The organism is Streptomyces sp. NPDC058401, from assembly GCF_042722885.1.
Classification (GTDB): Bacteria; Actinomycetota; Actinomycetes; order Streptomycetales; family Streptomycetaceae; genus Streptomyces.
Map to the genome: position 1 here is coordinate 1 of NZ_JBHXKA010000232.1, position 6,806 is coordinate 6,806.

Here is a 6,806-nt window from a genome sequence, read left to right on the forward strand (position 1 = left end):
CCCTCGCGCCGTTCCCGCTGGCTACCCTGAGGCAGGTACCGCCGCCCCACACCCCTGTACACCTGGAGAGCACCCCGTGAGAACCGCCGTCGTCATCGGAACCGGACTGATCGGCACCTCCGCGGCGCTCGCCCTCGCCGCCCGCGGCATCGCCGTCCACCTGTCCGACCGGGACCAGGGGCAGGCCCGTACGGCCGCCGCGCTGGGCGCCGGCACGGAGGAGCCCTTCCAGGGCAAGGCGGACCTCGCGGTCATCGCCGTACCGCCCGCCCACGTGGCCGCCGCCCTCGCCGACGCCATAGGCCGCGACCTGGCCCGCGCCTACGTGGACGTGGCCAGCGTCAAGGGCGGACCGCGCCGGGAGCTGGATGCGCTCGGCGTGGACACCAGGGCGTACATCGGCACCCACCCGATGGCGGGCAAGGAGCAGTCCGGACCGCTCGCGGCCTCCGCCGACCTCTTCGAAGGCCGCCCCTGGGTACTGACGCCGACCCGGGAGACCGACCACGAGGTGCTGAACCTGGCGCTGGAGCTGGTGGCGCTGTGCCGGGCCGTCCCGGTGGTCATGGACGCCGACGCCCACGACCGGGCCGTCGCCCTGGTCTCCCACACCCCGCAGCTCGTCTCCAGCATGGTCGCCGCCCGGCTGGAGGAGGCCGACGAGACCGCGGTGCGGCTGTGCGGGCAGGGCATCCGCGACGTGACCCGGATCGCCGCCTCCGACCCGCGGATGTGGGTGGAGATCCTCTCCGCCAACCCGGGACCCGTGGCGGACGTCCTCGCCGGGATCGCCGCCGACCTGGAGGAGACGGTGGAAGCCCTGCGGGGCCTTCAGTCGGCCGACGAGTCCAAGCGCCGGGACGGGGCGGCGGGCATCGAGGACGTACTGCGCCGCGGCAACGCGGGGCGGGTCCGGGTCCCGGGCAAGCACGGGGCCGCGCCGACGGTCTACGAGACCGTGGCCGTCCTCATCTCCGACCAGCCGGGCGAGCTCGCCCGGATCTTCGCCGACGCCGGCCGGGCCGGGGTCAACATCGAGGACGTGCGGATCGAACACGCGACCGGGCAGCAGGCGGGCCTGGTCCAGCTGATGGTCGAACCCCGGGCGGTGGCGGGCCTCCAGGCCGAGCTGCGCGAACGCGGCTGGGCACTGCGCCAGCAGTAGGGGGTGTCTTGCCGCTCCCTTCCCGATCTTGCCCGCACGCCCCGCCCGCCGCCCCCCGCCGACGCCCCGGCGGGCGGCGGCGAAAAGCCCGGTAACCTGGAGGAGGGGCGCTATTGGCGCGCCCGGACACGTACGCGCAACCAGGAAGGTGCCCGCACCGTGGAAACCGCAGCTCCGACCGCCGTGATCGTCGCCATCGACGGTCCCTCCGGCACGGGCAAGTCCAGCACTTCCAAGGCCGTGGCCGCCAAGCTCGGGCTGCGCTACCTGGACACCGGTGCCCAGTACCGGGCCATCACCTGGTGGATGATCACCAACGGCATCGACATCGATGACCCGCAGGCCATCGCCCTCGCGGCGGGCAAGCCCGTCATCGTGTCCGGCACCGACCCGTCCGCCCCCACCATCACCGTCGACGGCCAGGACGCCTCCGGCCCGATCCGGACCCAGGAGGTCACCTCCAAGGTCAGCGCCGTGAGCGCCGTCCCCGAGGTGCGCACCCTGATCACCGAGCTCCAGCGCTCCATCGCCGCCGAAGCGGCCGACGAGGCCGAGGGCATCGTGGTCGAGGGCCGGGACATCGGCACCACCGTGCTGCCCGACGCCGACCTGAAGGTCTTCCTCACCGCCTCCGCCGAGGCCCGCGCGGCCCGCCGCAGCGGCGAGCTGCGGGGCAAGGAGGCCGCGGACCTCGCGGCCACCAAGGAAGCGCTGATCAAGCGCGATGCCGCCGACTCCGGCCGCAAGACCTCCCCGCTGGCCAAGGCCGGCGACGCGGTCGAGGTGGACACCACCGAGCTCACGCTGGACCGGGTCATCGAGTGCGTGGTTACCCTGGTGGAAGAGAAGCGGGGCCGCGCGTGAGCGATACGCCCTCCCTCAAGGGTGCGGCGGTCGGCCGGCGGATCGGCATCGGGCTCATGTACGGCCTCTGGAAGCCGCGCGTGCTGGGGGCCTGGAAGGTCCCCGCCACCGGGCCCGTCATCCTGGCCGTGAACCACTCGCACAACATCGACGGCCCCATGGTCATGGGCACCGCCCCGCGGCCGCTGCACTTCCTGATCAAGAAGGAGGCGTACGTCGGTCCGCTCGGCCCCTTCCTCGACCGGATCGGGCAGGTCAAGGTGGACCGCTCCGGCGCCGACCGGGGCGCCATCAGCCGCGCGCTGGGCGTACTGGAGAACGGCGGAGCCCTGGGGATCTTCCCCGAGGGCACTCGCGGCGAGGGTGATTTCGCCTCGCTGCGCGCGGGCCTCGCGTACTTCGCGGTCCGCTCCGGCGCCCCCATCGTGCCGGTCGCCGTACTGGGCAGCACCGAACGCTCCGGCCGCGTCGTCAAGGCGCTGCCACGGCTGAAGAGCAGGGTCGACATCGTCTTCGGCGATGCCTTCGACGCCGGGGACGGCAGTGGCCGCCGTACCCGTACCGCGCTGGACCAGGCCACCGTACGCATCCAGGACAGGCTGACCGCCCACCTGGCCGACGCGAAGCGCCTGACCGGGCGCTGAGCGAGACTGGACCTAGTAGTGGAACCGCGCTGCGCGGGCCCCACCGATCACCACGAACGACGAGGAACGGACTTCATGAACGACCAGCAAGACCACGGAGCACTTGGCGATGCCGAGTACGCGGAGTTCATGGAGCTCGCCGCGGAAGAAGGCTTCGACATCGAGGACGTCGAGGGCGCGCTCCAGGAAGCGGGCCACGGCCCGCTCCCGGTCCTCGCCGTCGTCGGCCGCCCGAACGTCGGCAAGTCGACCCTGGTGAACCGGATCATCGGCCGCCGCGAGGCGGTCGTCGAGGACAAGCCCGGCGTCACCCGCGACCGCGTCACCTACGAGGCCGAGTGGGCCGGCCGCCGCTTCAAGGTCGTCGACACCGGCGGCTGGGAGCAGGACGTCCTCGGCATCGACGCCTCCGTCGCCGCCCAGGCCGAGTACGCCATCGAGGCCTGCGACGCCGTCGTCTTCGTCGTGGACGCCAAGGTCGGCGCCACCGACACCGACGAGGCCGTCGTGCGCCTGCTGCGCAAGGCCGGCAAGCCCGTCGTCCTGTGCGCCAACAAGGTCGACGGCCAGAGCGGCGAGTCCGACGCGGCCTCGCTGTGGTCGCTGGGCCTCGGCTACCCGCACCCGGTCTCCTCCCTGCACGGCCGCGGCACCGGCGACATGCTCGACGCCGTCCTGGAGGCCCTGCCCGAGGCCCCCGAGCAGACCTTCGGCACCGCCGTCGGCGGTCCCCGCCGGATCGCGCTCATCGGCCGCCCGAACGTCGGCAAGTCCTCCCTCCTGAACAAGGTCGCCAAGGAGGACCGTGTCGTCGTCAACGAGATGGCCGGCACCACCCGCGACCCGGTCGACGAGCTGATCCAGCTCGGCGGCGTCACCTGGAAGTTCATCGACACCGCGGGCATCCGCAAGAAGGTCCACCTCCAGCAGGGCGCGGACTACTACGCCTCGCTGCGCACGGCCGCCGCCGTGGAGAAGGCGGAGGTCGCGGTCATCCTGATCGACACGACCGAGCAGATCTCCGTCCAGGACCAGCGCATCATCACGATGGCCGTCGAGGCGGGCCGCGCGATCGTGATCGCGTACAACAAGTGGGACGACCTCGACGAGGAGCGCCGCTACTACCTCGAGCGCGAGATCGAGACCGAGATGCAGCAGGTCGCCTGGGCGCCCCGGGTGAACGTCTCGGCGCTCACCGGCCGCCACATGGAGAAGCTGGTCCCGGCCATCGAGACCGCGCTCGCCGGCTGGGAGACGCGCATCCCGACCGGCCGTCTGAACGCCTTCCTCGGCGAGGTCGTCGCCGCCCACCCGCACCCGATCCGTGGCGGCAAGCAGCCGCGCATCCTGTTCGGTACGCAGGCGGGCAGCAAGCCGCCGCGGTTCGTCCTCTTCGCCTCGGGCTTCCTGGAGCACGGCTACCGCCGCTTCATCGAGCGCCGCCTGCGCGAGGAGTTCGGCTTCGAGGGGACCCCGATCCACATCTCGGTCCGCGTCCGCGAGAAGCGCGGTGCACTGCACAAGCGCAAGATGTAGTGGCGGTTCGGTAGGGCTTGGCCGGGGCTAGTAGCCCCGGCGCGGAGCGGGCGGCAGGGCCGCCGGGATGTGCTGCATCCCGGTCTGGTGCTGCCGCCCGTTGGCGTATCCGGCGCCGGCGTACGAGTACTGCGGCTGCGGAGCGGGGGAGGGCTGCCAGGCGTCCGCCTGCTGCCCGGCGTGCTGTCCCGCCGGCTGCCATGAGGAACCGTTCCAGCCGCTCCCGTAGGCGCTCGCGGAGCCCGGGGCGGAACCGCTGCCGTACGCACCCGCGCCGCCCGCGTACGCACCGCTGTACGGCCCCCCGTACGAGAACGCCGTGAAGCCGAGGTCCTCCTCGCCGGTGCGGTCGCCGGGCAGGGCCCGGAAGGCGCGCAGGTACTCCGAGTACAGCGTGTCGTAGATGGGGGTGTGCGAGACGGCCGGAGAGCTCCCCAGCTCCCGTACGGGGCGCATCGGGGGGACGCTGCTCGGATAGGACGGGGCGCGGGAGACATCGTAGGAATGCACGTATCTGCCAACGAAACCGGCGGCCCGCGGATGCGGGGTCGCGGGGCGGAAAACGCAGATCGCCGGGGGTGCGCGGGACGGACCGCGCACCCCCGGCGCACGCCGCCCGGCCCCCTGTGACGGGGGTCGGACGGCCGATTCGGGGACGGAAGGGCAGAGCGGGGAGCGGGAGCCCGGGGGGTCCCGGGGGACCGGACCTCAGGCGCCCGGGGTGCCCGCCAGCGGCATCGAGGCGGCGACCAGCTTGCCGTTGCGGGCGGCCTTGTCCAGGGCGTCGCGCAGCAGGTCCTCGCGGGGCTGCTGGCCGATGGTGCCGACGGGGGCCGCGTACACCAGGACGCGCTGCGTCTTGTTGACGGCGGCCCGCCAGCCGTCGGTGACCGACAGCGGCCGGTGCGCCTGCCACCAGGCGATCTGACCGGGCTGCAGCACGGAGTGCAGCTGGCCGGCGGCGAGCAGGATCGACCAGCCGCTCAGGGCCTGCGGGACCTCTTCGGTGTCGGTCATGGGGATGAAGCCCTGCTCGATGAGGAGCGGGAGGAAGTCGTCGCCGGGACCGGTGGTGCCGGGGCGCGCGATGGGCGCGGTCGGCTCCACCACCAGGGCGGGGTGCAGCTCGCCGTTGATCAGGATCAGGCCGCTGGTGATGCCGAGGACGGCCTGGCCGCCGGGCACGGACTGCGGTACGTCGCCGGCGGCCGAGGCCGCCGGGGCGGGGCTGTCACCGGTGATGGAGCGGACGGCGCCCTGGAGGTCCGCCTCGGGCACGGAGACGACCTGCGAGGGGATGCAGCCGGCGTGGGCGAAGGCCAGCACGGCCGTCTCGTCCCCGACGAACAGCACGGTGCTGGTCTGCTCGCGCTCGGAGTCGCCGGGGGTGCGGCAGGAGGTGCAGTCGTAACTGCCCGGGGACCCGTCACCTGCGAGCAGCCGCTCGGCCTCCTCGTCGCCGATCTCGGCACGTACCTCATCACTGACTTCGAGCATGCGCGGCACGGGGTGGCTCCTCGGACTAGGCGTGCGGGGCCGGGGGGTTCCGGCTCGCCGGGCTCAACGGGGGAGTGGCGGCCGGGGTCACGCCGTTTGAGGGAACGGAATCGAACCGGACCCCCGAAGGAGTGAACGGTCCGACCGGGCCGTTGTTTTCGTGCCAACTCTTTTTGGTTTGTGCGCAGTTGATGGTCGCTGCTGGCCGTTTGGCCGGTGGGCCGAGCGGGTGGGGGCGCGCGGGGCGCGGTGTGGCGCGCGCGGGGGGCGGTACGGGGCTGCGTAGCGTGACGCGATGCGCAACTTCGGGGTTCCGGGTGGGGTGGGCGCGGCGGCGCTGGTGCTCCTCGTGCTGGCGTCGGCGTCGCCCGGGGCGGCGGTCGCGGCGCCGCCCCCGCCGCGGCCCGGGGCCCCCGGCCGGGCGGTGGACTGCGGACCCGGCGGGCAGTGGCCCTGGGACTGCGTGGCCGACTGCGAGAGCGGGGGCCGCTGGACGGTGAACACGGGGAACGGCTTCTACGGCGGACTGCAGTTCTGGCAGCCGACGTGGGAGGAGCACGGGGGGCTGGCCTTCGCCCCGAGAGCCGACCTCGCCACCCGGGAGCAGCAGATCCGGATCGGGGAGGAGCTGCTCGGGAGCCAGGGCTGGGAGGCGTGGCCCGTGTGCGCGAAGCGGTACGGGCTGGCGGGGCGGATGCACGTGGTGCGGGGCGGGGACACGCTGGTGGGGATCGCGCGGAGGCATCGGGTGCGGGGTGGGTGGCAGGCGCTCCATGCGGCGAACCGGGGGGTGATCGGGGGGCGGCCCGAGGTGCTGCGGATCGGGACGCTGCTGGTGTTGCCGGCTGTGGCGCCCTCGGCTGCGCCGGCTCCGGCTGTGCCGCCTGTGCCTGCGGGCTCGCCTGCTCCGGTCGTGCCCGCCCCGGCCGTACCGGGCCCGGGTTCGTTGGCTGCGGCGGTCCCGCCGGGGGCGTCCGCGAGTGCCGGTCCGGTGGGGTCGCGGGCGTAGCGGGCGGGTGCGGGTGGTTCGGCCCTGCGGGGCGAAGTCCCCTACCCGCCCTTCCACCGTTCCCCGGGCGCTGCCCGGACCCCTTCTGGGG

The 6,806-nt window shown here is 73.6% G+C and carries 7 protein-coding genes; 5 read left to right on the plus strand and 2 right to left on the minus strand.

What is annotated here, in order from left to right; all coding sequences use genetic code 11:
* Positions 1 to 76: 76 nt before the first annotated feature.
* The 4 genes from ACFWNV_RS38750 (at position 77) to der (ending at position 4,209) form a co-directional block, all read left to right on the plus strand.
* Positions 77 to 1,165, plus strand: a complete 1,089-nt coding sequence (locus ACFWNV_RS38750; protein ID WP_383956762.1) for a prephenate dehydrogenase — start codon at positions 77 to 79, stop codon at positions 1,163 to 1,165.
* Positions 1,166 to 1,324: 159 nt separating this feature from the next.
* Entirely contained in the window at positions 1,325 to 2,029 is a 705-nt protein-coding gene (gene cmk, locus ACFWNV_RS38755; RefSeq protein ID WP_383956765.1) for a (d)CMP kinase, read from the plus strand.
* Complete coding sequence (locus ACFWNV_RS38760; protein WP_383956768.1) at positions 2,026 to 2,673, plus strand: lysophospholipid acyltransferase family protein; 648 nt, start codon at positions 2,026 to 2,028, stop codon at positions 2,671 to 2,673. The genes cmk and ACFWNV_RS38760 overlap by 4 nt, the downstream gene beginning before the upstream one ends.
* A gap of 75 nt (positions 2,674 to 2,748) precedes the next feature.
* Positions 2,749 to 4,209, plus strand: a complete 1,461-nt coding sequence (der, locus tag ACFWNV_RS38765; protein WP_383956771.1) for a ribosome biogenesis GTPase Der — start codon at positions 2,749 to 2,751, stop codon at positions 4,207 to 4,209.
* A 27-nt stretch (positions 4,210 to 4,236) separates the two neighbouring features.
* Here der and ACFWNV_RS38770 read toward each other — a convergent pair whose 3' ends face one another.
* Positions 4,237 to 4,719, minus strand: a complete 483-nt coding sequence (locus ACFWNV_RS38770) for a hypothetical protein (protein ID WP_383956774.1) — start codon at positions 4,717 to 4,719, stop codon at positions 4,237 to 4,239.
* Positions 4,720 to 4,917: 198 nt separating this feature from the next.
* On the minus strand, positions 4,918 to 5,715 hold the full coding sequence (locus ACFWNV_RS38775; protein WP_383956777.1) for a hypothetical protein: 798 nt from the start codon (positions 5,713 to 5,715) through the stop codon (positions 4,918 to 4,920).
* Between the two features lie 286 nt (positions 5,716 to 6,001).
* Between ACFWNV_RS38775 and ACFWNV_RS38780 the strand changes: the two genes are divergently transcribed.
* Complete coding sequence (locus ACFWNV_RS38780; RefSeq protein ID WP_383956780.1) at positions 6,002 to 6,715, plus strand: transglycosylase family protein; 714 nt, start codon at positions 6,002 to 6,004, stop codon at positions 6,713 to 6,715.
* The last annotated feature ends 91 nt before the right edge of the window (positions 6,716 to 6,806 follow it).